The 24266-nt window shown below is 66.2% G+C and carries 20 protein-coding genes; 9 read left to right on the top strand and 11 right to left on the bottom strand.

The features are described 5' to 3' along the window. Position 1 precedes the first annotated feature (1 nt). From pstA to ACI6S0_RS01345, 4 genes are all read right to left on the bottom strand, one after another. Positions 2-1246: a phosphate ABC transporter permease PstA gene (gene pstA, locus ACI6S0_RS01330; protein ID WP_434404667.1), complete on the bottom strand. Its 1245-nt coding sequence runs from the start codon at positions 1244-1246 to the stop codon at positions 2-4. Then, a complete protein-coding gene (pstC, locus tag ACI6S0_RS01335) occupies positions 1246-2640 on the bottom strand; it encodes a phosphate ABC transporter permease subunit PstC (RefSeq protein ID WP_037510667.1) in 1395 nt (464 codons plus the stop codon). Before pstC ends, pstA begins: the two co-directional genes overlap by 1 nt. 7 nt (positions 2641-2647) lie before the next feature. Continuing rightward, positions 2648-3703, bottom strand: coding sequence for a substrate-binding domain-containing protein (locus ACI6S0_RS01340; protein ID WP_434404668.1), 1056 nt, complete (start codon positions 3701-3703; stop codon positions 2648-2650). 143 nt (positions 3704-3846) lie between these two features. Beyond that, positions 3847-5100: an ATP-binding protein gene (locus ACI6S0_RS01345; protein WP_434404669.1), complete on the bottom strand. Its 1254-nt coding sequence runs from the start codon at positions 5098-5100 to the stop codon at positions 3847-3849. Positions 5101-5199: 99 nt separating this feature from the next. Between ACI6S0_RS01345 and ACI6S0_RS01350 the strand changes: the two genes are divergently transcribed. From ACI6S0_RS01350 to ACI6S0_RS01370, 5 genes are all read left to right on the top strand, one after another. Then, positions 5200-5640, top strand: coding sequence for a hypothetical protein (locus ACI6S0_RS01350; RefSeq protein ID WP_169861711.1), 441 nt, complete (start codon positions 5200-5202; stop codon positions 5638-5640). 97 nt (positions 5641-5737) lie between these two features. Further along, positions 5738-6916, top strand: coding sequence for a glycosyltransferase (locus tag ACI6S0_RS01355; RefSeq protein ID WP_434404670.1), 1179 nt, complete (start codon positions 5738-5740; stop codon positions 6914-6916). A gap of 66 nt (positions 6917-6982) precedes the next feature. Further along, positions 6983-7267, top strand: a complete 285-nt coding sequence (locus tag ACI6S0_RS01360) for an HPr-rel-A system PqqD family peptide chaperone (protein ID WP_434404671.1) — start codon at positions 6983-6985, stop codon at positions 7265-7267. Continuing rightward, positions 7264-8127, top strand: a complete 864-nt coding sequence (locus ACI6S0_RS01365; protein ID WP_434404672.1) for an HprK-related kinase A — start codon at positions 7264-7266, stop codon at positions 8125-8127. Before ACI6S0_RS01360 ends, ACI6S0_RS01365 begins: the two co-directional genes overlap by 4 nt. Then, complete coding sequence (locus ACI6S0_RS01370; protein WP_367347881.1) at positions 8124-9113, top strand: nucleotidyltransferase domain-containing protein; 990 nt, start codon at positions 8124-8126, stop codon at positions 9111-9113. The genes ACI6S0_RS01365 and ACI6S0_RS01370 overlap by 4 nt, the downstream gene beginning before the upstream one ends. Position 9114: 1 nt before the next feature. Here ACI6S0_RS01370 and ACI6S0_RS01375 read toward each other — a convergent pair whose 3' ends face one another. Next, complete coding sequence (locus tag ACI6S0_RS01375; protein ID WP_434404673.1) at positions 9115-9708, bottom strand: TetR/AcrR family transcriptional regulator; 594 nt, start codon at positions 9706-9708, stop codon at positions 9115-9117. 72 nt (positions 9709-9780) lie between these two features. Between ACI6S0_RS01375 and bdcA the strand changes: the two genes are divergently transcribed. The 3 genes from bdcA to ACI6S0_RS01390 all read left to right on the top strand — a co-directional run bounded on the left by bdcA (position 9781) and on the right by ACI6S0_RS01390 (position 12925). After that, positions 9781-10494, top strand: coding sequence for an SDR family oxidoreductase (gene bdcA / locus ACI6S0_RS01380; RefSeq protein WP_037510644.1), 714 nt, complete (start codon positions 9781-9783; stop codon positions 10492-10494). 172 nt (positions 10495-10666) lie between these two features. Continuing rightward, entirely contained in the window at positions 10667-11857 is a 1191-nt protein-coding gene (gene chrA / locus ACI6S0_RS01385; RefSeq protein WP_434404674.1) for a chromate efflux transporter, read from the top strand. Between the two features lie 87 nt (positions 11858-11944). Beyond that, complete coding sequence (locus ACI6S0_RS01390; protein ID WP_434404676.1) at positions 11945-12925, top strand: phosphatase PAP2 family protein; 981 nt, start codon at positions 11945-11947, stop codon at positions 12923-12925. A 146-nt stretch (positions 12926-13071) separates the two neighbouring features. On the opposite strand, the gene ACI6S0_RS01395 is transcribed toward ACI6S0_RS01390, so the two are convergent. The 5 genes from ACI6S0_RS01395 to ACI6S0_RS01415 all read right to left on the bottom strand — a co-directional run bounded on the left by ACI6S0_RS01395 (position 13072) and on the right by ACI6S0_RS01415 (position 20180). Next, a complete protein-coding gene (locus ACI6S0_RS01395) occupies positions 13072-14448 on the bottom strand; it encodes an amidohydrolase (protein WP_434404677.1) in 1377 nt (458 codons plus the stop codon). Between the two features lie 95 nt (positions 14449-14543). Next, positions 14544-15551, bottom strand: a complete 1008-nt coding sequence (locus tag ACI6S0_RS01400) for a DUF2279 domain-containing protein (protein WP_434404678.1) — start codon at positions 15549-15551, stop codon at positions 14544-14546. A 228-nt stretch (positions 15552-15779) separates the two neighbouring features. Continuing rightward, on the bottom strand, positions 15780-17294 hold the full coding sequence (locus tag ACI6S0_RS01405) for a S10 family peptidase (protein WP_434404679.1): 1515 nt from the start codon (positions 17292-17294) through the stop codon (positions 15780-15782). 66 nt (positions 17295-17360) lie between these two features. Beyond that, the gene (locus tag ACI6S0_RS01410; protein ID WP_434404680.1) at positions 17361-18659 is read right to left on the bottom strand and encodes an MFS transporter; all 1299 of its coding nucleotides are present in this window, start codon (positions 18657-18659) and stop codon (positions 17361-17363) included. A gap of 123 nt (positions 18660-18782) precedes the next feature. Then, a complete protein-coding gene (locus tag ACI6S0_RS01415; RefSeq protein ID WP_159365441.1) occupies positions 18783-20180 on the bottom strand; it encodes a helix-turn-helix domain-containing protein in 1398 nt (465 codons plus the stop codon). Positions 20181-20327: 147 nt separating this feature from the next. Here ACI6S0_RS01415 and ACI6S0_RS01420 point away from each other — a divergent pair, with 147 nt between their 5' ends. Further along, entirely contained in the window at positions 20328-21920 is a 1593-nt protein-coding gene (locus ACI6S0_RS01420; protein ID WP_434404681.1) for an isocitrate lyase, read from the top strand. 225 nt (positions 21921-22145) lie between these two features. On the opposite strand, the gene ACI6S0_RS01425 is transcribed toward ACI6S0_RS01420, so the two are convergent. After that, positions 22146-23954: a DUF885 domain-containing protein gene (locus ACI6S0_RS01425; RefSeq protein WP_434404682.1), complete on the bottom strand. Its 1809-nt coding sequence runs from the start codon at positions 23952-23954 to the stop codon at positions 22146-22148. Positions 23955-24266 lie beyond the last annotated feature (312 nt).

The raw sequence follows: 24266 nt of genomic DNA on the forward strand, positions 1-24266 counted from the left end.
ATTACCACCGTTTTTCAAACTTGTTGCGCAGGTAGATGGCGAGGCCGTTCATCGCGAGCAGGAAGGCCAGCAGGACGATGATCGCGGCCGAGGTCTTTTCGACGAAGCCCTTGGAGACTTCGTCCGACCAGAGGAAGATCTGCACCGGCAGCACAGTGGCCGGATCGGTCACGCCGCCGGGCGGCGTGGCGATGAAGGCGCGCATGCCGATCATCAGCAGCGGCGCGGTTTCGCCGAGCGCGCGGGCCATGCCGATGATCGTGCCGGTGAGGATGCCGGGCAGGGCCAGCGGCAGCACATGCTGGAACACGACCTGGACCGGCGAGGCGCCGATGCCGAGCGCGGCGTCGCGGATGCTGGGCGGCACCGACTTGATCGCGTTGCGGCCGGCGATGACGATGACCGGCATGGTCATCAGCGCCAGGGTCATGCCGCCGACCAGCGCGGCCGAGCGGGGCAGGTGCAGCAGGTTGAGGAAGATCGACAGGCCGAGCAGGCCGAAGATGATCGAGGGCACGGCCGCCAGATTGTTGATCGACACCTCGATGATGTCGGTCCACCAGCTCTTGCGGGCATATTCCTCCAGATAGAGCGCCGTGGCGACGCCGATCGGGAAGCTGAGCACCAGCGTCACCAACATGGTCAGCAGCGACCCCTTGAACGCGCCCCAGATGCCGACCTGGGTCGGATCAGTGCCGTCGCTGGCGGTCAGGAAGCCCCAGTTGATGCCGGTGGCGAGCAGGCCGGCCTGACGCAGGCGCGCGACCTGGGCCTCGGCCTCGGGCGATCCCTTGCTCTTGGCGGCGAGGTCGATCGCGGTTGCGGCCGGCACGTCGATCGTCTCGGTGCGGGCGAGGATCTTGGGATCGGCCTTGATCGCGTCGCGGATGGCAATCCAGGCGCTCGGCGAGATCATCGCGTCGGCATCCTTGCCCAATGCCTTTTGCGCGACGGTGCTGGTCACCATCGGCAGATTGGCGTTGGCCAGCGCTTCATCGGTGATGTTGGCCGGATCGAGCAGCAGCGGCGAGGCCGGGAAATCGACCTTGAGGGCGATTTCCGTGCGGGTGAAGCCGCGCATGCCGTTGCCGACCATGGTGAAGAGCAGGAAGGCGAGGAAGGCGGCGCTGAGCAGCACGGCGGCCATGCCGGCGGCCTTGAAGCGGCGTTCGGCGGCATAGCGCCGGGCGATCCGCTTGCGCATGGCGTCCGACTTCCAGTCGGTGGGGAGGCGTTCGGCGCTCATTATTCGTAAGCCTCGCGATATTTCTTCACGACCCGCAGGGCCACGATGTTGAGCAGCAGGGTGACGATGAACAGCACCAGGCCGAGCGCGAAGGCGGCAAGCGTCTTGGCGCTGTCAAACTCCTGGTCGCCGGTCAGCAACTGGACGATCTGGGTCGTCACCGTGGTCACGCTGGCAAAGGGGTTGAGGGTGAGGTTGGCAGCCAGACCGGCGGCCATCACCACGATCATCGTCTCGCCGATGGCGCGGCTGACGGCGAGCAGCACGCCGCCGACGACGCCGGGCAGGGCGGCCGGGATCAGCACGCGGCTGATCGTCTCGCTGGTGGTGGCACCCATCGCCAGGCTGCCGTCGCGCATCGACTGCGGCACGGCGGCGATGCTGTCATCGGCCATGGAGGAGACGAACGGGATGATCATCACGCCCATGACGAGGCCGGCGGCCAGCGCGCTTTCCGAAGAAGCGCCATGGATGCCGATCATCACCGCAAAGTCGCGCAGAGCCGGCGCAATGGTGAGCGCGGCGAAATAGCCATAGACGACCGTGGGCACGCCCGCGAGCATCTCCAGCGTCGGCTTCATCCACTTGCGCACCGTGGGGCTGGCATATTGGGTGAGATAGATGGCGCTCATCAGGCCGAGCGGGATGGCGACGATCATGGCGATGATCGCGCCGATGAAGATCGTGCCCCAGAAGAGCGGCACCGCGCCGAACGCATCCTCATTGCCATAACCCATGGCGGCCGACTGCGGGCTCCATTTGGTGCCGAACAGGAAGTCGATCGGGTTCACCATCGAGAAGAAGCGGAAGCTTTCCCACAGGAGCGAGGCAACGATGCCGAGCGTGGTGATGATCGCGATCAGCGAGGCGATCAGCAGCGTTGCCATGACCAGTCGCTCGACCCGCGTGCGGGCACGGAAGTCCGGACGGACGCGGGTGAAGGCATAGGCGCCGCCGGCAAAGGCGAGCACCAGCGCCAGCACCGCACCGGCAATGCCATAATGGCTGAGCGCGGTGCGATAGGGTTCGACCAGCGCATTGGCGGCCGGGTTGAAGGCACCCGCCTGCGCGCCGGTGGCGATCGCCCGTGCCTCGCCCAGGATGGCGGAGCGGGAGAAGCCGTCCATCGGCAGGCTCTGCGCCGCCGGGTCGGACAGGACCGACTGGGTGACGAGGCCGGGCGAGACATTCGCCCAGACCGCCAGGAAGATGCCGGCCGGGATCAGCGTCCACAGCGCGACATACCAGCCATGATAGCCGGGCAGGCTGTGTACCGCGTCGCGGCGGCCGCTGGCGCGCGCCACGCCGGCAAGGCGCAGCGCACGGGCGCGGGCGCTGACCCAGGCGATCGCGCCCAGGCCCGCCAGCAGCAGGAGGATTGCAGGACCGGTCATGATGCCCTTACTTCAGCTGCGAACCGTCGAGGACGCTGAGCGACTTGACGACTTCGGCGCTCTTCTTGCGCACGTCTTCCGGCGCCGCGACCATGCCGCGCTTGGTGAGCGCGCCGTCGGGGTTCCAGTTGGCGGCGAAGGTGTCGAGGAAGCCCTGCAGGCCACGGATCGCCTGCATATGCGCCTTCTTCACATAGATGTAGAGCGGGCGGGCGCCGGGATATTGACCGGTCGAGACGGTTTCGTAGCTGGCTTCGATGCCGTTGATCGGCACGTCCTTCAGCGTGTCCTTATTCTCTTCCAGGAAGCTGTAGCCAAAGACGCCGACGGCGTTGGGGTTGGCACCCAGCTTCTGGACGATCAGATTGTCATTCTCGCCCGAGTCCACATATTTGCCGTCCTCGCGGATGCGGGTGCAGGTGGCCTTGAACTCGTCCTCGCTCTTCTTCTTGAGTTCTTCCATCGCCGGGTCGGTCTCGCAACCCTTGGTCAGGATCAGTTCGGCGAGCGAGTCGCGGGTGCCGCTGGTCGAGGGCGGGCCGAAGACGGAGATGGCGATCGCGGGCAGGCTGGGGTCGACATCCTTCCAGGTCTGGGCCTTGTTCGGACCCTTGCCATAGGGATTGGCGGCCAGCGCCTCATAGACGATCTTGGGGGTGAGCTTGAGGCCGGGGCCCTGCTTGCTCTCGGCGAAGGCGAGGCCGTCGACGCCGACCTGGATCTCGATGATGTCCTTCACGCCATTGCTCTGGCACTGCTCGAACTCGGCCTTCTTCATGCGGCGCGAGGCATCGGCAATGTCGGGATGCTGGGCGCCGACGCCGGCGCAGAACAATTTCATGCCGCCGCCAGTGCCGGTCGATTCGATGATCGGCGACTTCATGCCGGGATTGCCCTGCACGAACAGTTCGGCGACCGCAGTGGCGAAGGGATAGACGGTGGAGGAACCGACCGCGCGGATCTGGTCACGGGTCGCGCCAGCGCCGCCGCCCGACTGGTCGCCGCAGCCGGCAAGCGAAAGAGCGGCCACAGCGGTCGCGGCGAAAAGGGCGAATTGCTTCACGGAAACCTCCAACTAACAGGCCGCGATTCGCAATGTCGCGCCCCTCAGGGAGGCGCCTAGCCGCGGACCATCGCGCCTTTGTGACAGTCAGATTGCATTTTCATGACATAGGGGCCGGATCGCGTCTTCGGAGTGAAATTTTCTTACGCCTTGGCCTTGATCGCGGCGTCGTCGGTCGGGGCGCCGGGCAGCAAGATGCTGACATTGGTGCCTTTTCCAAGGACGCTGGAAATATCCAGCCGGCCACGATGCCGTTCGACAATATGTTTGACGATGGCCAGGCCCAGGCCCGTGCCGCCCATCGCCCGGCTGCGGCCCGAATCGACGCGATAGAATCGCTCGGTCAGGCGGGGGAGGTGATCGGGGCCGATGCCTTCGCCTTCGTCCGCGACCGACAGGCGCACCATGCCGCTGGGCCCTTCGCCCAGGGTGACATGGATCGGCGTGCCGGGGCGGCCATATTTGACCGAATTGCCGACCAGATTGTGGATAAGCTGCGACAATTGGGCGCGATCGCCCTGGATCGCGGGCAGGCCGGGGGTGATCTCCATCTCCACCTCACGGCCGCGATCGCCATTGCTGGTGCGGAACACGCCGACCACTTCGGCGGTCAGTTCCGACAGGTCGACGGCGGCTTCGGGCAGGCGATATTTCTCCGCCTCGATCCGGCTCAATGAGATGAGATCGTCGATCAGCCGCTGCATCCGGCGCGCTTCGCCGTCCATGATCTTGAGGAAGCGCTTGCGGGTTTCGACATCCTTGCCCAGTTCCGGGTCGGCCAGCGTCTCGATGAAGCCCAATATGCCGGCCAGCGGGGTGCGCAGTTCATGGCTGGCATTGGCGACGAAATCGACGCGCATCCGCTCGGCCGCATAGGTGCCGCTATGGTCGACCAGATGGACGAGCCGGCGCATGTCGCCGACTGCGCCCACCGACGCGATGCGCATCTGCCAGCGCTGTTCGCGGGTGCCCAGGCCCACCAGTTCGATCATCACCGGTTCGGCGAGCGGTGCAACGCTGGCCAGCCGTTCGGCGGCGGCGGGGTGGCGGATGGCGATGCGCGCATCCTCCCCCTCTATATGGCTGCCGAGCAGGCGTTTGGCGGCCTGGTTGGCATGGACGATCCGGCCCCGCTCGACCAGCATCAGCGGATCGGAAATGGCTTCCAGCAGGCCGGGAAATTCGGGGTGGGCGAACAGGTCGGGCGCATCGAGCGCGATCGTCGGCACGTCGCGGCCGACCGGCACGCCTTCGGCCGTGATGACCAGCACGATCAGGCCGGCGAGCACCGGCAGGGCGATGGCGAGCGGCGATCCACCGAGAATCAGGGCGCCGCCCGTGCCCAGCAAAAGCACGGCCAGCGAGGCCGTAATCTGAGAAATAGTCAGTCGATTCATGGTTACCGCGCTGGATTCTTCGCGCATTTGCTGCGATGGCTGTGATCAATAGCGCCCAATATTTACGCTTTGGCAAGCGCGATAGCGGAACATTGTGACATGAGCGAGCCCATCCCCGGACCGGAAAGCGTGGAGCCTGAAAAGGCGACGAACGAAGCCGTAGCGCCCGATCTGGCAGTCCCTTCGCGGCGCCAGTTGCTGATGGGCGGCGCGGTCGCGGCATCGGCGATCGTGTCGATCCGCCCGGCGCTGGCCAATACGGCGGCGTCTGTTCTCAACTGCACCATTCCGGTGCCCGATCCGTCGCGGTCGGGCAATTATATCGCCCCCAATGGCCAGATGGTGCCGGCGGGAACGCCGGGCGCCTATCCGGCGAGCGGGCGCACCTATACCGGCGAGCAGGTCAAGCAGGCGCTGCGCGGCCGGCCGCTGCCCGGCACCAGCTATGAGCAGAATCAGGCTTATCTGAATTATATCCGTCGGTTGCAGTCGGGACAGAGCGGCTTCACCTGTTTCGCATCGCTGCAAATGCCGCGTTAAGCCCCAAAGCCGGGTTGAACTGAAAGAACCGATTACGGGTCGCCCGCGTTGACGGCGTCGAAGCATCGACAGTTCCGTCGAGCGCAAGGGCGACACCATGTTCCATGCACGCCAGGTGGCGGCACATTCTCCATTCGCGGTCGTCTATCTCTATCGCCCCGGTGACGGGGGGCTCGACCGGGTCGCGATCCAGCTTGCCAATCATCTCCACCGGCGCGGGCTGCGGGTCGAACTGTGGCTGGCGCATCTGGACGGGCCGCTGGCCGGGATGATCGACCCGGCCCTGACGGTTCGCCGTGTCTGTGCGCCGCGCTGGGGCCGGCGGCTGTCGATGATCGCGCAATTCCTGCCGCTGGCGGCGATGGTGCGTCGCCATCGGCCCGATGTCGTCTATTCGGCCGGCAACCAGAGCAACATGCTGGTTGCCGCCGCGACGCTGGGCACGCAGACCCGTGCGGTCGGCCGCATTTCCAACCCGATCGTCCGGCCGGGACAGCAGGGCCTGTCCGCCTGGGCGCGCAAGACCCGGTTTCGTGCGATTGCCAGGGCCTGCAGCATGACCATCGTCATGGGTGAGACCGATCGGCAATTGCTGGCCGAGGAGGGGCCGCTTGGCGGTCGCGACGTGCGGCTGATGCCGCGTCCCACCGTCACCCGGCTGATGGAACAGGCGTGCAACGATCGCGGCACCGCCTGTTGCCCGCAGCGCCCGGCGCAACTGCTGATGGTCGGGCGGCTGGCGCCGCAGAAGGACCAGGCGACCGCGCTTGCCGCGCTGGCGCAATTGCGGAATCGCGACTGGCGGCTGCGCATCGTCGGGCAGGGACCGCTGCGCGCCCAGCTGGAGGCGCAATGCGCGCGGCTGGGCCTGTCGGACCGGGTCGAGTTTCTGGGCTTCGTCGATTGTCCGCACCGCATGGCCAGCCTGTTTGCCGAAGCGGACCTGCTGTTGCAGCCGTCCTGCTGGGAAGGGCTGGCGGGCACGATGATCGAGGCGCTGGGCTGCGGCGCGGGCGTGGTGGCGACCGATTGCACCCGCAATATCCATCCGCTGCTGGCCGCCGCCGGCCAGCATCCGCCGGTGCCGGTCGGCCATGTCGATGGCTTTGCCCGTGCGATCGAATGGGCGCTGGCCCATCCCGCGCCGCCCGAGCAGTTGGCGCAGGCAGTGCGCGAACATGGGCTGGACCGGGCGCTCGACACCTATATGCGCGCGCTGATGACGGTCGGCGCGCGCGAGCTTCCGGTCGGCGTTGCGCTGCAGGCCTTTCCCTGATGCGTTAGGCACTTGGCTACCCTTTTGGCTTTAGGGCAAGAGGGGAACCATGGAGGTGCCGGACGCGTGGTCAGGGAAGAAGTTTATCGTCGAGAAGGGGCGGAGGCGATCATCGTCCGGCCGCTGGATGATATCGTCCTGCTCTATCATCGCCCGTCGGGCCAGACCCATATGGTGATCAGCCCGGTGCCCGAGATATTGGAGGCGATGGCCGACGGCCTGCCGGCGAGCGCGACGATGCTGCGCGATCGGCTGGCACAGCTTTATGATCTGGGCGAGGGCGATGTGGTGGGCGAGATCGGCCAGCATCTTGCCTATCTCGACCGGATCGGACTGGTGCGCCCGGCATGAGGCACAGCCTGACCCTGCGCATCGGCCCGGCGACCTTCCGCATCGGTTCCGCCTGGGCGCAGCCGATCGACCAGTTGAAGCGGCTCTATGCCGATTATCCCGACGTCGGCGGCGCGATCGCCGATTTCACCGTGCGGTTGCAGCCGACCAGCGCTGTCCGGCGCTGGGTGCGGCCGTCCATCTTCATCACCGGCGATCATGCCCTGGCCGACGCGGCGCCGATGAGCCTGGCCCATGGGCTGCTGGCAGCGGAAATGGGCATGAACCTGCAGATGGCGCTGGGCTGGCGCCGGCATCTGCTGCTCCACGCGTCGAGCGTCGAGAAGGACGGGCGGGTGCTGGTGATGACCGGCGAGTCCGGATCGGGCAAGTCGACGCTGGCGGCGCAACTGGGCGAGCGCGGCTGGCGGCTGATGGGGGACGAGTTTGCGCTGCTGGATCTCGACAGCGGGGCGATATTGCCCTTTCCCCGGCTGGTGTCGCTCAAGAACAAGGCGATCGATGTGATCGCGGGCGAGGTGCCGACGGCGCGCATGGGGCCGCTGCTGGGCGCGACGGCCAAGGGCGATATCCGCCATATGGTGCCGCGCGCCGACGCGGTGGCGCGGATGGGTGAGGGCGGGATGCCGGCGCTGCTGCTGTTCCCCCGCTTCGGCTCCGGACCGGCGGAGAGGCCGGTGGGGCAGGGGGAGGTGTTCATGCGCCTGACCCAGGCGTCGACCAATTATGTCGCGCTGGGCGAGCCGGGCTTTGCCGCGCTGACGCGCTTCGTGGCGCAGGTGCCCGCGCGGGCGATCGACTTCCCCTCGGGGGATGCGGCGATCGCCATGGTCGACCGGCTGTGGAGCGAGATCGCATGAGCGCGGCGCTGCTGGTCGGGGCCTTGCGCGATCCGGCGACGACGGCGGGGTTGGATGCAGCCGGCTGGAACAGCCTGATCGCGATGGCGCGGGCGGAGCGGCTGATCGGCACGCTCGCCTTCCGGCTGGACGGGTGGGCCGTGCCCGATGCGGTGCGGCCGATTTTAGCGGACGCGAAGGCCGATGCGGCGCGCGAGGCGCGGCAGGCGATATGGGAGGCGGACCGGGCGCGGGCGGCGCTGGCGCCGATCGGCCTGCCGGTGATCCTGCTCAAGGGGACGGCCTATGCGGCGGCGGGCCTGCCGGCGGGGCGGGGGCGCTTCATCGGTGACCTCGACATATTGGTGCCGCGCGACCGGATCGATGCGGCGGCCGATGCGCTGATCGCGGCCGGCTGGGAATGGGTCAAGGAAGACCCGTATGACGACGCCTATTATCGGCAGTGGATGCATGAGCTGCCGCCGATGATCCACACCGAGCGCGACCGGATGATCGACGTGCATCATACCGTGCTGCCGCTGACCGCGCGGCCCACGCCGGACGCGGCCGCGATGATGGCGGATGCGGTGTTGATAACCGATGGATTATACATGCTATGCGCGGAGGACCGGGTCTGTCATGCGGTCGCCCATCTGCTGGCGGACGGCGATTTGCAGGGCGGTCTGCGCAACCTGTGGGATATTCATGGCCTGCTGGCGGATGCCGATCCGGTGGCGCTGGAGGCACGGGCAGCGCGGCACGGGATACTTCCCCATGTGCGGCAGGCGCAGCGGTTGGCGGCGGCGATCTATGGCGCGGGCGCGCGGCTGACCCTGTGGGACCGGCTGGTACGGGCGCGGTTGCTGGCGCGCAACGGCTGGGGGCAGGAGACGCGCAAAGCGCTGGTCTTCGCCTTCTTCGTGCGGTCGCACTGGTTGCGGATGCCGCCGCTGATGCTGGCGCGCCATCTGCTGACCAAATGGCGCAAGGGGCATCGGCCGCAATAGGTCAGGCGGTGGATAACGTGGCTTCCAGCGCGAGGCCGGCCATGTCGGCGATGGCGAGCAGCCGCTCGATCGGCTTGCCGTCACGGGCATCGGACGACAGGCCGGACATGACCGCCACCATATAATCGGCGACCGGCAGTGCCTGCTCGGGATGGCCGGACGCCAGATAGTCCCGGACCCGATCGACGCTTTTGTCCTTCCAGCATCGCGCCTGTGCGGCGGCGGTGGCGTCGGCGCCGCGCGCGGCCTCCAGCACCATGCAGCCGGGCGCGGCCGGATCGGCGGCATAGATGCGCGCGGCGGTGCGTAGCAGTTCGGTAAGCGCGGCCGCCGGCGGCGCACCGGGCACAAGGATATCGTCCACCGGCAGGGCATTGCGGGCGTAGCGCGCCAGCACCCGGTCGAACAGGGACGCCTTGTCACCGAAAGCGGCATAGAGGCTGGGCGGATTGATCCCCATCGCCTGTGCCAGCGCGGCGACGCCGACACCGTCATAGCCATGGTGATGAAACAGCGCCTGCGCCGCAGAAAGGGCCGCATCCTCGTCGAAGGAACGGGGGCGGCCCCGGCTCTTGGCTTTTTCTTTAATGGTCATTACAAAAATCCTTGACGGGCGCGATCGGTGATTTATATAGCGATCATTACAAATTTAGCAAGGAATTGTCCCATGACCGATTTCACTGCCAAGAAAGTCCTCGTCCTCGGCGGCAGCCGGGGTATCGGTGCCGCGATCGTGCGGCGCTTCGCCGGTGACGGCGCCGATGTCGCCTTCACCTATGCCGGGTCGCAGGACGCTGCTACCGCGCTTGCTGCCGATGTCGGCGCCCGTGCCATCCGCTCCGACGCGGCCGATCGCCAGGCGGTGATCGACGTGGTGGCGGGCGAGGGCGCGCTCGACGTGCTGGTCGTCAATGCCGGCACGCTGGTGCTGGGCGATCCGCTGACGCTGGACGCCGATGCGGTCGACCGGATGATCGATATCAATGTCCGCGCGCCCTATCATGCGGCGGTCGAGGCGGCGCGGCAGATGAATGATGGCGGCCGCATCATCGTCATCGGTTCGGTCAATGGCGATCGCATGCCGTTCGAGGGCGGCGCGGCCTATGCGCTGACCAAGTCGGCGCTGCAGGGCATGGCGCGTGGCCTGGCCCGCGACTTTGGTGCGCGCGGCATCACCGTCAACATCATCCAGCCCGGCCCGACCAATACCGACATGAACCCGGCCGATGGCCCGATGAGCGCTACCATGCACGGCTTCATGGCGATCAAGCGCCATGCCACGGGCGAGGAAATTGCCGGGCTGGCCGCCTATCTGGCAGGACCGGAAGCCGGCATCATCACCGGTGCCATGCACACGATCGACGGCGGTTTCGGCGCCTGATCGTCCGTTCGGGAGGGGCGGCTGAAAGGCCGCTCCATCCTGTTGCGCCGCCTCTTTTCTTCGCGGCGCGCGATGCTATGATGAGCGCCAACGGGCCGTGCGGGCGCCCGTTCAGGCGATGATCGTCCAAGTTCCGCTCCATGCGCCGCGCCTGCGGCAGGAGCCGATGACGATGACGACACTGGATGATGGTCCGCCGCCGATCCGCCTGTTCCCGCTGTTTCTCAAATTCCTGCGCTTTGGCTGCCTGGCCTTTGGCGGGCCGGTCGCGCAGATCGCGATGCTGCGTCAGACCTTGGTGGAGGAGGAACGCTGGCTGTCCGGGCCGCGCTTCAACCGCTTGCTGGCAGTGATGCAGATATTGCCGGGGCCTGAAGCCCATGAGCTATGCGTCCATATGGGGATGATGGCGCGGGGCCGGATCGGCGGGCTGCTGGCGGGGCTGGGCTTCATGCTGCCCGGTCTGCTGCTGATGCTGGTCGCTGCCTGGCTCTATCGCGACTGGATTGCCGGCGCGGGCTGGGCGCTGCCGGTGCTGTTCGGTATCCAGCTGGTGGTGCTGGCGATCATCGCGCGCGCGGTGCAGCGGATCGGCGGCCATGTGCTGGAGGATCGGCTGCTCTGGGCGCTGGCGATCGGCGCCTTTGCCGCGACTTTGCTCGGCACCCCTTTCTGGATTCCGTTGCTGGCGGCGGGGCTGGTCTATGGCGTTCGCGCGCGGCCGATGGTCATCGGCGCAGTGCTGGTCGGGGCGGTCATGCTGGCGTTGTTGCTGCACAAGGGGACAGTGGCGGTCGCGCCGATCCCGATTGTGTCTGGTGCCGCGCGGCCCGACATGCTGCTGCTGTTCATTGCCGGGCTGAAGGGCGGGCTGCTCACCTTTGGTGGCGCCTATACCGCCATTCCCTATGTGCGCGGCGATACGGTCGGGCGCGGCTGGCTGTCGGACGGGCTGTTCCTCGACGGGGTGGCGCTCGCCGGGATATTGCCGGCGCCGCTGGTGATCTTCGCGACCTTTGCCGGCTATATGGCCGGGGGGCTGGGCGGCGCGCTGGCGATCACGGCGGGCATGTTCCTGCCCGCCTTCGCCTTTTCCCTGATCTTCTATGAGCGGCTGGAGGCGCTGGTCGAAAATCCGGCGCTCCACCACCTGCTGGCCGGGGTCGCAGCGGCCGTGGTCGGGGTGATCGCGGCGACGCTGGTGCAGCTGGGTTGGGCGGCGGCGATGCGGGCGGACCGGCTCTGGGCCGCCGGCCTGATCCTGCTGGTCGGCGCGATCTGCGCCTGGCGGATCAAGGGGCGGTGGAGCATGCCGGCGATCATCGCGCTGGGCGGTGGCGCGGGCTGGCTGTTGCAGCCCTGACCGGGGCGCCATGCAACGGTTCATCGCAGCTTAAGCACGGGAGGCGGAAGGGCGGCCTTTCCGCCTTTCTTCCCGGACATATGCGTGATGCCGTCGATCGAAACCTCCTGGCCCCTGGCTGAGCCTGTTGCCGCGCAGACGGCGCGTCCGGTGCCGATTGTCACGCGACCATTGGCGATCCGGCGGCATTTTCTGGCGGCGCTGGGTGTGAGCATGCTGCTGCTCGCCCTGCTGTTGGACATGGCGGACCTGCGCATCGACCTCTGGCGGCCGAGCAGCATCGCCTATGGCGCGGCGGCGGCGCTGTTGCTGGCGTTGCGCTTCGGCCTGCCGCGCCGCGGCTGGCGCCATGCCGGGACGGTGGCGCCATTTGCCACCTATGTCGGCCTGTTCACGCTGATCTCGGTCATGGGCGCGGCAGCCAGCTATCCCGTCGCGGCGCTGACCCATGGCTATGCCGATGCGACCTTGCAGCGGATCGACGCGGCGCTGGGGTTTGACTGGCTCTATTGGTATCGGCTGACGGCATCGCACCGGGGCCTCCAATTTCTGGAAACGGCCGCCTATCGCAGCATCTATGTGACGCCGGCGCTGCTGCTATGGTGCATGGCGCGGGCGGGCGAGCAGGAACGGGCCTGGCGCTTCATCGCCACCTTCTGGCTGGCGGCGGTCATCACCCTGATCCTGTTCAGCTTGATGCCGGCGGTGGGGCCATTCTCCTATCTGTGGCACGAACCGATCCGCTACATGCCCGAAAGCGAACTGTGGCAGCAGGGGCTGATCCCGGCGCTGCGGACGCATGCGGTCCATGCCATCGATCTGGGGCAGTTGCGCGGCATCGTGTCGGCGCCCAGCTTCCATACCGCGGCGGCGGTTCTGTATATTGCGGCGGGCTGGCGGATCGCGGCGCTGCGCTGGCCGATCGTCGCGCTCAACGCGGCGATGCTGCTATCGACCCCGGTCGAGGGCACCCATTATCTGGTCGACATGATCCTGGGGCTGGGCGTGGCGCTGACCGCGCTGGCGCTGATGGAGGTCCATCGGCGCCGCTGCGCGGTCAGCGTATAAGCTTAGAGTTTGTTTGAAAAATCGCGAAAGAGCGATTTTTCAGCGCAGTACCAGCCCGCTCCCCCGCCCAACCACCCGACAGGATGACACTGGATCGAGTGGTTGAGCGGGGGAGCGGGCTGGTACCGGCTTTCTCCAACAGTCTCTCAATCCTTCTTCAGGATATCCATGGCGAGGACGGTCATCGCCTCGCTGGCGGTGGCGATGACCTTGTCGGCCTCCGGCGCCCAGAACGGGCTGTGCAGCGAGGGCAGGGTGATTTGGCCAGCCTCGGCCGCCGCCATCTTGTCCGCCGGCACGCCGCCGACCCAGAAGATGAAGCTGTTGATCGACTTGTCGGCGCGGTAGAAGCGGCCGAAATCCTCGCCGCCCATCACCGCCGGGGTCTTGACCACGCGCCCCTCGGCAAAATGCCCCTTGAGCAGCGCGCCCATCTGTTCGGCAAATTCGGGCGGATTGTAGGTGGACGGGGTGAACTCATCCTTGACGCTGACCACCGGCATCTTGTCGTCTGGCACGCCCGCCGCAATCGCCTCGCCACGGGCGATCCGCTCGATCCCCTTGATCAGCTTGGCGCGGGTCTCGTCCGAATAGCTGCGCACGGTCAGCAGCAGCAGCGCCTGGTCGGGGATGATGTTGTGCTTGGCGCCGGCCTGGAAGCTACCGACGGTGACGACGGCGGGATCCTGCGGATCCTGTTCGCGGCTGACCAGGGTCTGCAGCGAAGTGACGATGCGCGAACCCAGCACGATCGGGTCGCGGGTCGTCTGCGGATAGGCGCCATGGCCGCCCAGCCCCTTCACCACGATATCGACGCTGTCGACATTGGCGAGGGCATAGCCCGGCGTATAGCCGACGACGCCGGCCTGAAGATTGGCGGCATCGTGGAAGGCGATGGCATGGGTCGGGCGCGGGAAGCGGGTGTAGAGCCCGTCCTCCAACATGTCGCGGGCGCCCTTGCCCACTTCCTCGGCCGGCTGGAGGATCATCACCAGCGTGCCCTTCCACTTGTCCTTCTGGCTCGACAGCAGCTTGGCGGTCTCGATGAAGGCGGTCATATGGGTGTCATGGCCGCAGGCATGCATGACGCCGGTCTCGACCCCCTCGGGCGTTTTGGTGCGAACCTTGGACGCGAAGTCGAGGCCGGTCTGCTCGACCACTGGCAGGCCGTCCATGTCGGCGCGGATCATCAGCACCGGGCCCGAGCCATTCTTCATCACCGCGACGACGCCGGTGCCGCCGACCTTCTCGGTCACGTCGAACTTCATCGCTTTCAGGCGCTTAGCCAGCTTGGCGGCGGTGTTCACCTCCTGCAGCGAGAGTTCGGGATTGGCGTGCAGATCGCGATAGAGGGTCATCAGCCCCTCCATGTCCTTGGCGATCAGGCCGGGCAGTTCGCTCTGCGGCGTGGGGGTGGGCTGGACCATGGCCGGCTGAGCCGGCGGCGGTGCAGTCGGGGTTTGGGCGACGGCGATGGACGAAAAGCTGACAGCGGCCAGAAAGGCCGTGAGCGCGTGGCGCATATGATTGAATCTCCCTTGCTGGGCAGGAGCATAAGGGGATTTTACGGGCGTTAAAGGGGGATTGTTACGGTGCTGGCCGGCGCGCGCGGCAAGGCTCAGTAATAATCATAGATGCCCGTATAGGGGAGCTGGAAATAGTTGAGGCCGCTGCCGATCATGCGGCTGACGCGCGAACGGCTGTTGCGGAAGAAGAGTTGCTTGATGTTGAGCGCGACGCCGAAGAAGATGTCGCGTTTAGGGGGGATGCCGGCGGCGCGGTCGGCAAGGGTGAAATCCTTGCCGCGATAGCCGACCTGCAATTCGACGAGCCGCAAAGGGGTGGCCTCCAATTTCCTGAACCCGGCCAGTTCAAGCGACAGCAGGAAATGCTGCTGTTCATAATGGCGCTTCCCCTTGAAGCTGTAGACGTTGGAATTGGGCACCATCATCAGCCGGAAATCCAGCTTCTCCTCCAGCCCCGGCACGGTGTGCCGCAGCACGGAAAAGGCGGCGCCGGCCGTGTTGAAGACAATGTCCTGGTAGGAGAAGCCGCTGTCGGTCTTATGGCCGTCCCATAATTCGCCGTAGAATTGCAGCGCGGTCGACAGCAGAGCGGCCGGCAAGGCGGCGGCAGCCCGGTCATCAGTCTTGCGGGCGATGCGCGCGCCGAGAAATTCGGCGAAGAGATAGGCATTGAAGGCGTGTGTCAGCTTGTCGATGCCAAGATTGTTGGTGTTCTTGCCGAACCATCCTTCATCCTTGAAATGAAAGGATGTCGTGTCGTCGGTCCAATAGGCCTGGGTGGCGGTGATATAGGCGAAGAGCCCCAATGTTTCCCATTTGGCCGCCGCCATCCGGCTGCCGAGCGACCGGTAACGGTCGGGATCGATTGCAGCCGGGCTATCTGTATCGACGGTAATGGATGGACCGACACCGTCCGGCAGTTCGGTTTCCCGCTGCTTTTCCGGCGTGAGGCTGGCGAGATCGAAGGAGATGGCCTCGTTCACGGTCAGGGCGGCAGGCGAAGCCGTTTTGCCTGCACCATGTGCAAGCGGGGAGAGGTCGGCGCTTTCCTGGGCGCGGACTTGCGACGGTGCGACGGCTGCGAGGAGCACCGCCAGCATCGAAGCGCGTAACGATCGCCCGCTTGGGCCTGCATGGTCCGATTGTTGCGCCAACGCCCCTTGCCCCCGTGAAAAGACAAAGCGACCCCTGTTCTGGAAGGCATATTATCGGACGGGCGGCAGCGGATATATTCGTGTGAAATGCCTATAGGCGGGCAGGAAGCGTGCTGGATGGCCTCGAAGGCGAAGACAGCGCCCGCCCGGTTGATTTCCGGGCGGGCGGCATCATCATCGCTGCGAGATGAACGCCCGGATATCCGCGCTCAGCTTGCGCAGGTCGTCGGGGCGGACATACATCATGTGGCCGGCATCATAATAATGATACTGGATCCGCGCGGGATCGAAGCCGGTGCGGCTCATCGCATATTCCGCGCCGAAGAAGGGCGTGGCGAAATCATACCAGCCCTGGCCGACGAACACCTTGAGCCCGCTATTCTCTCGCAAAGCCTTGCTGAGATAGGGGGCGACGCTGGCGTAAACTTCGCTGTCGCGGCCGCGCTGGCCCTGCAGCTTCCAGTCCCAGCCGCTGACCCCGCCGATCGTCACATAGCTGCGGTCGGTCTTGTACTTCAGCTCGTCGCGGGCATAGCTGTTCATCGCCGCGGTATAGGCGCCGTCGATCGCGTAGAAGCTGGGGTCATTGTCCGGCTCTTCGCCGGCCGCATCATAATCCTTGCCGGTATAGCGGGTGTCGAGGCGGCCGATGGAGACGCCGCGATCGCGCAGCAATTCCTTGTAGAAACGGCCGGGCGAGATGCGCAGTTCGGCATGGTCGACAAATTGCTCCGACAGGCCGGTGAGGCGGGCAAGTTCGGCACGGACGCTGGCGCGTTCCTGGTCCGACAACTGATTGCCCTTCAGCAGCGCGGCGGCATAGGGGCCGATCGCGAAGGCGCGGGCCTGCTGCGCGGCTTCGGCCACGGTGGCGGGCGGATTGCCCATCTTCTTGTGATACCAGGCGGTCGTCGCCATCGACGGGAGGTTGAGGATATAGGGCATTTCATTGCCCTGCACCTCGGCCGAGGCGCCGAAGTCGAGGATCGACGAGATCAGGATGATGCCGTTGACCGCGACGTCATTATAGCTGCCCTCCAGCTCGTTGATGAGGGCGACCGAACGGGTGGTGCCATAGCTTTCGCCGCCGATATATTTGGGCGAGGACCAGCGGCCATTCTCATTGAGCCACAGGCGAATATAGTCGGCGATCGACTTGGCGTCGGTCGATACCCCCCAATAATCCTTGGGATCCTTCTTGCCGATGGCGTGGGAAAAGCCGGTGCCGACCGGATCGATGAAGACAAGATCGGTGACGTCGAGCAGCGATTCCGCATTGTCGACCAGCGGATAGGGCGGCGCGCCGTCATCCTGCGCATCGGGGAGCACGACGCGCTTGGGGCCGAAGGCGCCCATGTGCAGCCAGAGCGAGCCCGAGCCGGGGCCGCCATTATAGAGGAAGGTGATCGGCCGGGTCTTGTCGCCGCCATCCTTGACATAGGCGGTGGCATAGATCGCCGCGAGCGGCTTGCCATCCTTGTCCTTCAGATAGGTTTCGCCGGTGGTCGCGGTGTAGCTGATCGCCTTGCCGCCGAACACGCCCTTATGATGGGTGACCGAGACATTGGGGGCGGGCACGCCAGCTTCGGCGGCCGGTGCCTCGTCCTTCTTCTTGTCCCCGTCCTGGGCCTGGACGGCCATGGGCATGATGGCCAGCGCGAGCGCGGCCAGCGAAATCGTCAAACGCATTAAGGATGCTCCCCTTTCTTTTGTGGCGCATGCGCTAGCGGAGAGAGAGCCATGCGGGAAGGGGGCTCAGCAGGGCTGTTGTCGCTTTGGCGCGCTTTCGGGCAGGCGCCAGAGCACCGGCAATACGCCGAGCGCGACGATCGCGATCAGCCATCCGGGTGCGGACGCCCATCCGCTGGCCTGCGTCAGTTGATGCGACAGATAGGGGGTGAGGCCGCCGAACAGGGCCGTCGCACTGGTGGCGCCAAAGGCGAGGCCACTCAGCCGCCCCTCGCCGGGAAATTGCTCGGCCGTGGTCACGGCGCCGACCGCGCTCACTGCTCCGCCCAGTGCCGCCAGCAGGGTCGCGCCCAGCAGCGCGCCGCCCAGTGCGCTTCCCTGGGCCATCAGGGCAAAGAGCAAGGCCGGCAGCGCCACACCGGCGAGCGCCAGCGCGACCAGCACCGGCCGCCGCCCGATCCGGTCGGACAAGGCGCCGACCAGCGGCGTCACCAGGATCACCACCAGCGCCGCCAGCGTCGAGAGCGTCAGCGCATCGGCCTCGCCCATGCGGCCGGTCCCGATCAGGAAGCTCGGCACATAGACGATGCCGACATAATAGGTGATCGACCCCAGCGCCGAAATGGCAAAGCCGCGGCCGATCGCCGGTCGATAGGCGCGCAGGCTGAGGCGCAGCGGCTGGGCCGGGATGCTGCCCCGCGCCTGCTGCGCCAGGAAGTCAGGCGATTCCTCGATCCGCGACCGCGCCAGCAGGATGAGCGCCGCCAGCCCTGCGCCGACCAGGAAGGGCATGCGCCAGCCCCAGTCGGCCAGCGCCGCCTCGTCTAGCAGCGCCACGGTCAGAGCCGACAGCGCCACTGCCAGCAGCCCGCCGACCTCGCTCGCCGCTGACGCCAGGGATGTGATGAGCCCCCGCCGGCCGGGCGGCGCGCCTTCCAGCAGATAGGCAACGACGCCGGTATATTCGCCCCCGACCGAGAAGGCCATGACACAGCGCAGCGCCAGCAGCAGCCAGCCCGCCATCGCCCCGGCCTGCGCTTGCGTCGGCAACAGCGCGGTCGCCAGCATTGCCGCGCTCATCAGCGCCATCGACAGCAACATGGTCGGCCGCCGGCCATGGCGATCGCCGATATGGCCAAAGAATATCGCTCCTAATGGCCGCATCAGATAGGCGATCGCAAAGCCCGCCAGCACATGGCCCACGCCCGCCGCGCCCCCGCCATAGAAGATGCGCGACAACAAGGTGGCAAGATAGAGATAGAGGGTGAAGTCATACCATTCGACGATGGTCGATAGCCCGGCAATCGCCAGCGATCGCTTCGAAAGACTCTGCGGCAGCCCTATCGGCGGCGTTTCCTCATCCATCAGAGCCTCCCCCCAATCCGTTCGCTTCGAGCCTGTCGAGAAGCGGCAAGCGCCGACCTAGCCGTTCCGCTTTGTTTCTCGACAAGCTCGAAACGAACGGAGACAGGTAAGCGCCTCATCTGCCTAACCATCGGCAAAGCCGAACGGCGCCCGCGTCCGCCGATAATCGTCGGGCAGCATGTCGCGGCCGATCGGCGGGGCGGACCGGGCCATGCACTGGCTGCGGTGGCACAGGCGACAGGTAACGCCGATCGGCGTCGGCGTGGGGGGCGGCGCATCCTGGCTATAGACCAGCCGATGGGCATGGTCGGCCGCGCAGCACAGCGCGATCGCCCGCTCCACCTTGGCCGCGCCCCAACTGCCGCCGCCGGCGGTGACGGTGCGCGCGATCGAGAAGAAACGCTGGCCGTCGGGCAGTTCCAGCCATTGCGTCACCACCTCGCGCGGCGTTTCGAACACGCGATGCACCGACCAGAGCGGGCAGGAACCGCCATGGCGGGCAAAGGGGAAGCCGGCGCCATCCAGCCGCTTGGAGACATTGCCGGCCGGATCGACCCGCAGGAAGAAGAAGGGCACGCGCTCCTGCCCCGGCTTTTGCAACGTCGTCAACCGATGCGCCGCCTGCTCGAAGCTGACGCCGAACTGCCGAGCCAGCGCCTCGACATCATAGCGCCTGGCCTCCACCGCCTTGGCGAAGGCGGTATAGGGCATCAGGATCGCCGCCGCGCCATAGCCGGCCAGCGCCCGCCGGGCGAGCCGCCGCCCGCTCTCGCTGGCGAACTGTCCGTCCTTCAGTAGCGTATCGAAGCCCTTGCGCATCTCCAGATAGGCGATCTGCAACGCCAGTTGAAAGGCCGAGCTGGCGCCGTCCAGCGCATCGTCCAGCAGCACTGCGTCGCGATGCCGGTCGAGCCGCCGCATCGATCCCGCCATTACGTCCGACGGCAATCGCCGCACCCGTAAATTGTGCCGCGCTTTGAGCCAGCCCGACAAGCCACCCTCGGCCTCCGCTTCCGCCGCCAGCTTCTCGGCCGCATCGTCGAGCAGCGGGAAGCTGTTGCGCCGCGCGGCGATGAAGCGCCGCGCCTCCGCCACCGGATCGGCGCCATCCTCCTGCGGCTCCGCCTCCGCCCCCCGGTCCGCCAGCGCCAGATGCTCCTCGCGATAGCTGGTATAGAGCCGCAGCAAAGCCTCTGTAATGCCCGGATAATTGACCGCGACATCGCCGGTCGCCAGTTGCGGCAGGTCGATATCGGCGAACATCGGATCCTTCAGCACCGCCTGCAGCCGCGCCGTCTGTTCCGCGCCGCCGTCGCCCGCCACTTCGGCCATGTCCAGCTTGTAGGTGCGGGCGAGGCGCAGCAGCATGTCGGCCGTCAGTGGCCGCTGGTTGCGCTCCAGCAGCGCGACATAGGAGGCGCTGATCTCCAGATCATTGGCCATGTCCGCCTGGGTCAGGCCCAGCTCGCGCCGCAGCCGCCGCAATCGCGGCCCCATATAGACGGGACGATCCTTGGCCATGACACCGACTCCTGTGCGCTCTTTACAACTTTACAGCAGATTTTTGTAAAGATCGACAACTGGACTTTGGCAGGGGTGCCGCACCCCGTTTCCTGTGTCTACTTCGCTGTCATTCTTTCTTGCAGCTCACCCCGAGGGAATGACGACATGACCTATCAAAGTGAAATCGCGAAGGCCGACACGCTGATCGGTGGCCAAGGCCATTGGGACGGCATCGCGCCCGAATCCGTCGCCCGGATGCGCCTGCAGAACCGGTTCCAGAGCGGCCTCGACATCGCCCGTTACACCGCCAAGATCATGCGCGCCGACATGGCCGTCTATGATGCCGATCCGGCCAACTACACCCAGTCGCTGGGCTGCTGGCACGGCTTCATCGGCCAGCAGAAGATGATCTCCATCAAGAAGCATTTCGGCACCACCAAGGGCCGCTACCTCTATCTTTCGGGCTGGATGGTCGCGGCGCTGCGCAGCGAGTTCGGCCCGCTGCCCGACCAGTCGATGCATGAAAAGACCAGCGTCCCCGCGCTGATCGAGGAGCTCTACACCTTCCTGCGCCAGGCCGACGCCCGCGAGCTGGGCGGCCTGTTCCGCGATCTCGACAAGGCTCGCGCGGAAGGCGACGAGGTCCGCGCCGCGAAGTTGCAGCAGCAGATCGACAATTACGAAACCCATATCGTCCCGATCGTCGCCGACATCGACGCCGGCTTCGGCAATGCCGAGGCGACCTATCTGCTCGCCAAGAAGTTCATCGAGGCTGGCGCCTGCTGCATCCAGATCGAGAATCAGGTCTCGGACGAAAAACAGTGCGGCCATCAGGACGGCAAGGTCACGGTCCCGCATGAGGATTTCCTCGCGAAGATCCGGGCGGTCCGCTATGCCTTCCTGGAACTCGGGATCGACGATGGCGTGATCGTCGCGCGCACGGACTCGCTGGGCGCGGGCCTCACCAAGCAGATCGCCTTCACCCGCGAAGCGGGCGACATTGGCGACCTCTATAATGGCTTCCTCGACTGCGACGCCGTCGATGCAACCGCGATCGGCCATGGCGATGTTCTCATCAGCCGCGACGGGCAATTGCTGAAGCCCAAGCGCCTGCCGTCGAACCTGTACCAGTTCCGCGCCGGTACCGGCGAGGATCGCTGTGTCCTCGACTGCATCACCGCGCTCCAGAACGGCGCCGACCTGCTGTGGATCGAAACCGAAAAGCCGCATATCGGCCAGATCGGCGGCATGGTCAGCCGCATCCGCGAGGTGATCCCCAATGCCAAGCTGGTTTATAACAACTCGCCCAGCTTCAACTGGACGCTGAACTTCCGTCAGCAGGTGTTCGACGCCTGGGAAGCGGCGGGCAAGGATGTCAGCGCCTATGACCGGGCGAGGCTCATGAGCGCGGATTATGATGCCACCGACCTCGGCATCGAGGCGGACGAACGCATCCGCACCTTCCAGAAGGATGCGGCGCGCGAGGCGGGCATCTTCCACCACCTCATCACCCTGCCGACCTATCACACGGCGGCGCTCAGCACCGACAATCTCGCCAGGGAATATTTCGGCGAGGCCGGCATGCTGGGCTACGTCAAGGGCGTGCAGCGGCAGGAAATCCGCCAGGGCATCGCCTGCGTGAAGCACCAGAATATGGCCGGCTCCGACATTGGCGACGACCATAAGGAATATTTCGCCGGCGAAGCCGCGCTCAAGGCCGGCGGCGCCCATAACACAATGAATCAATTCGCGGCTTAAATACCGCACGCGCCCCATCTTCCCGGCGATATCCCGATGCTTGTCGGGAAGATGGGTTCCGCAAGCGTAACAAGCATGGAAGATTGGAGTTTCGCGGCCGGGGCCGTGAAGACAGCCAGTTCGCGGGGACATCGACACTCCCTTCGCGATTTGGGTGGAAGGACCCTCGACGGCCCGGTGGCGCACCACCGGGCCGTTTTTTTGTCTGCCCCAAAGGGGAGGCGTTTAAGCGATCCCCGCCCGCTGGCGCACCGCCTGCTTCAATATGTCGAGCGGCATCGCGCCCAGCGTCAGCACTTCATGGAACTGCTTGAGGTCGAACTTTTTCCCCTGCGCCGTCTTCACTTGCTCGCGCAGGTCGTTCCACACGGTGTGGCCGATCTTGTAGCTGCACGCCTGGCCCGGCCAGACGGTGTAGCGGTCGATCTCGCCCTGGCTGCGGCCGCGCGCGATGCCGGTGGTGGCGATGAGGTAATCGGTCGCCTTTTCTCGGCTCCAGCGCTTGGCATGCATGCCGCTGTCGACCACCAGCCGGGTGGCGCGGAACAGCAGCGACTGGAGGTAGCCGACCTGGCCCAGCGGATCGCCCTTGTACATGCCCATCTCGTCGGCCAGCTGTTCGGAATAGAGCGCCCAGCCTTCGGAATAGCCGCTGTAGAAGCCGCGACGGCGGATCATCGGGATCGAATCCGATTCCAGCGCCACCGTCACCTGTAGATGGTGACCCGGTACCGCTTCATGATGGGTCAGCGTGGCGAGGCCGAATTTCGGCCGGTCGAACGTGTCGCGCAGATTGATGAAATAGATGGCCGGCCGCGACCCGTCGAGCGAGGCATTCTGATAATAGCCGCCCGGCGCGCCCGCCTGGATTGTCACTGGCACGCGGCGCACCTCGACCGGCGCCTTGGGCACGGTGTTGAACGCCTCGCCCAGCCGCGCCTGCATCGCCTTGATCTGGCTGTTGAGTTGCGCCAGCAGCGCCTCGCGGCCCGGATCGGTATTGGGGTAGAGCTGGTCGGGGCGCTGGTTGAGCGCGACCAGACGGTCGCCGACTGTGCCCTGGCTCATCCCTTCGCCCTTCAGGATCGCGTCGATCCGCGACGAGATGCTGGCGACCTGGTCGAGGCCCATCTGGTGGATCTCGTCGCCGGTCAGCCGGGTCGTGGTCGCAGCCTCGGCGGCGGCGGCGTAGAAGGCCTCGCCATCGGGCAGGCGCCAGCAGCCGGCATCATGCACCGCCTTGGTGCGCAGCTGCTGCACCAGCGCGCGCTGGCGATCGACGGCGGGGAAGACCTTCTCCGCGACGATCTTCTCGGCTTGCGCGACGCGCTCCGGCGACAGGCCGGCGGCGGCCAGCTTCTTGGCAAAGCTCGCCACCAGCACGGTCTGCGCTGCAGGCTGGTCGCGCAGCGCCGCCTGCATCTTCATCGTCGTGTCGAGGATATAGTCGGGCGCGAACACGCCCTTGGCCGCATCCGCCTTCTGCCGCTCCAGTTCGCCGTCCATGCTGACGGGGAAGGCTTCCAGACGCGCCAGATAGGCGTCGGCATCGGCTGCGTCCTTCACCCGGTGCTGGCTGTCGAGGAAATCGGGCGTCTCGCGATAGGAGCCGGTCAGCTGGCTCAGGATATAGGGCGCATAGCGGCCCGCCGTCTCGCCATAGGCGAAACGCTCGCCACCCACGGCGCGGTCGAGCTGATAGGCGACGACATCATAGTCGAGCTGGCTGGCCGGGCTGAGCGCCGCACGGTCCAGGCCCGCCAGTTGCTTGGCTTGCGTCTTGGTCCGGGCGAGGTCGCGCGCCGCGCCGGCGGCGCTCGTGTCGCTGAGCTTGCCGCGCAGCGCCGCGCGGGCACCGGTGTCGAGGCCAAGGCGGGTCGCCTGTTCCGGGCTGTCGTCCAGCCGCTCATAGAAGAAGCCGTCCAGCATGGCGCGCAGGCGGGCATCCTGCGATCCCGGCTGCGCAAAGGCGCGCGGGGCGGATGCGGCCAGCGCCGTGGCGCCGCTGGTGGTGAGGAATTGGCGTCGGTTCACGAAATGCTCCCTGTTATGGCCCTGGCGCGAACGGTCGCCCGCCCGCCGGGGTCGCCTTAGTGCCGCGCCTGCAAGGGCTTGGCTATTATTTGTTTTACCGCGATTTCTTAATCAGCAATCGATGCCGATTGCTTGGAAATCGCTCTAGGGGCGAGGGGGAAATGACGCGACAGTTGAAAGTTCACACCGTCATGCGTCGTGATTTCGGGGCGATTTTGGCGACAACGCGCCTGTCGCGCGCCCGTGAAGCGACAGTGGAGCGACACTGAAGCGACACTGGGGTCACGCCGAAGCGACAGCGACGCGACAGTC

The organism is Sphingobium sp. DN12 (assembly GCF_051058005.1).
GTDB classification, from domain to species: domain Bacteria; phylum Pseudomonadota; class Alphaproteobacteria; order Sphingomonadales; family Sphingomonadaceae; genus Sphingobium; species Sphingobium yanoikuyae.